Annotated in this window: 1 rRNA gene (only partly in view); it reads left to right on the plus strand. The window is 56.4% G+C overall.

The window, feature by feature from the left end:
* Nucleotides 1–27: 27 nt before the first annotated feature.
* Nucleotides 28–1,719, plus strand: a 23S ribosomal RNA gene (locus AB0I42_RS05700) (it continues 1,384 nt past the right edge of the window).

Here is a 1,719-nt window from a genome sequence, read left to right on the forward strand (position 1 = left end):
TTACACAGTGGACGCGAGCATCTTTGTGGTCAAGTTGTCAAGGGCGGACGGTGGATGCCTTGGCACCAGGAGCCGATGAAGGACGTGGGAGGCCGCGATAGGCCTGGGGGAGCTGTCAACCAAGCTGTGATCCCAGGGTGTCCGAATGGGGAAACCTGGCATCAGTCATGTGATGTCACCCGCACCTGAATGCATAGGGTGTGTGGAGGGAACGCGGGGAAGTGAAACATCTCAGTACCCGTAGGAAGAGAAAACAATAGTGATTCCGTGAGTAGTGGCGAGCGAAAGCGGATTTAGGCTAAACCGGTTGCGTGTGATACCTGTCAGGGGTTGCGTGGTCGGGGTTGTGGGACTCTGCTGGACAAGCTGACACTTGTTCGAGAAGTTATAAAGCCAGTTGCTAGCCGAATGGTGTGGGAAAGCCAACCGTAGTCGGTGATAGTCCGGTAGGTGAAAGTGGCTGGTCTTCTGTGGATGTTCCCGAGTAGCGGCGGACCCCTGTAATCTGCCGTGAATCTGCCAGGACCACCTGGTAAGCCTGAATACTTCCTGGTGACCGATAGCGGACTAGTACCGTGAGGGAATGGTGAAAAGTACCCCGGGAGGGGAGTGAAATAGTACCTGAAACCGTTCGCCTACAATCCGTCGGAGCCTTTAGGGGTGACGGCGTGCCTTTTGAAGAATGAGCCTGCGAGTTAGTGGCATGTGGCGAGGTTAACCCGTGTGGGGTAGCCGTAGCGAAAGCGAGTCTTAATAGGGCGTTTAGTCGCATGTTCTAGACCCGAAGCGGAGTGATCTAGCCATGGGCAGGCTGAAGCGCGGGTAAGACCGTGTGGAGGGCCGAACCCACCAACGTTGAAAAGTTGGGGGATGACCTGTGGTTAGGGGTGAAAGGCCAATCAAACTCCGTGATAGCTGGTTCTCCCCGAAATGCATTTAGGTGCAGCGTTGCGTGTTTCTTGCCGGAGGTAGAGCACTGGATGGTCTAGGGGGCCTACAAGCTTACCGAAATCAGCTAAACTCCGAATGCCGGTAAGTTAGAGCGTGGCAGTGAGACTGCGGGGGATAAGCTTCGTAGTCGAGAGGGAAACAGCCCAGATCACCAGCTAAGGCCCCTAAGCGTGTGCTAAGTGGAAAAGGATGTGGGGTCGCATAGACAACCAGGAGGTTGGCTTAGAAGCAGCCACCCTTTAAAGAGTGCGTAATAGCTCACTGGTCAAGTGGTTCCGCGCCGACAATGTAGCGGGGCTCAAGTACACCGCCGAAGCTGTGGCATTCACATTTTTACTTCGCCTATGCCTTTGGGTGTGGGTGCAGGTGTGTGGATGGGTAGGGGAGCGTCGTGCCGGGGGTGAAGCAGCGGGGTGACCCAGCTGTGGACGCGGCACGAGTGAGAATGCAGGCATGAGTAGCGAATGAAGGGTGAGAAACCCTTCCGCCGGATGACCAAGGGTTCCAGGGCTAGGTTAATCCGCCCTGGGTGAGTCGGGACCTAAGGCGAGGCCGAGAGGCGTAGTCGATGGACAACGGGTTGATATTCCCGTACCCGCGAAAGAGCGCCCATGATGAACCTCGTTGTGCTAACCACGTGATCTGGTGGAGGTCTTCGGACTGATGCTGGTGAGCCTGGGAACCTGGCGGGTAGTAGTCAAGCGATGGGGTGACGCAGGAAGGTAGCTGATCCCGGCCGGTGGTTGTGCCGGGGTAAGCGTGTAGGTC

This window comes from Polymorphospora sp. NPDC050346, assembly GCF_040655695.1.
GTDB classification, from domain to species: domain Bacteria; phylum Actinomycetota; class Actinomycetes; order Mycobacteriales; family Micromonosporaceae; genus Polymorphospora; species Polymorphospora lycopeni.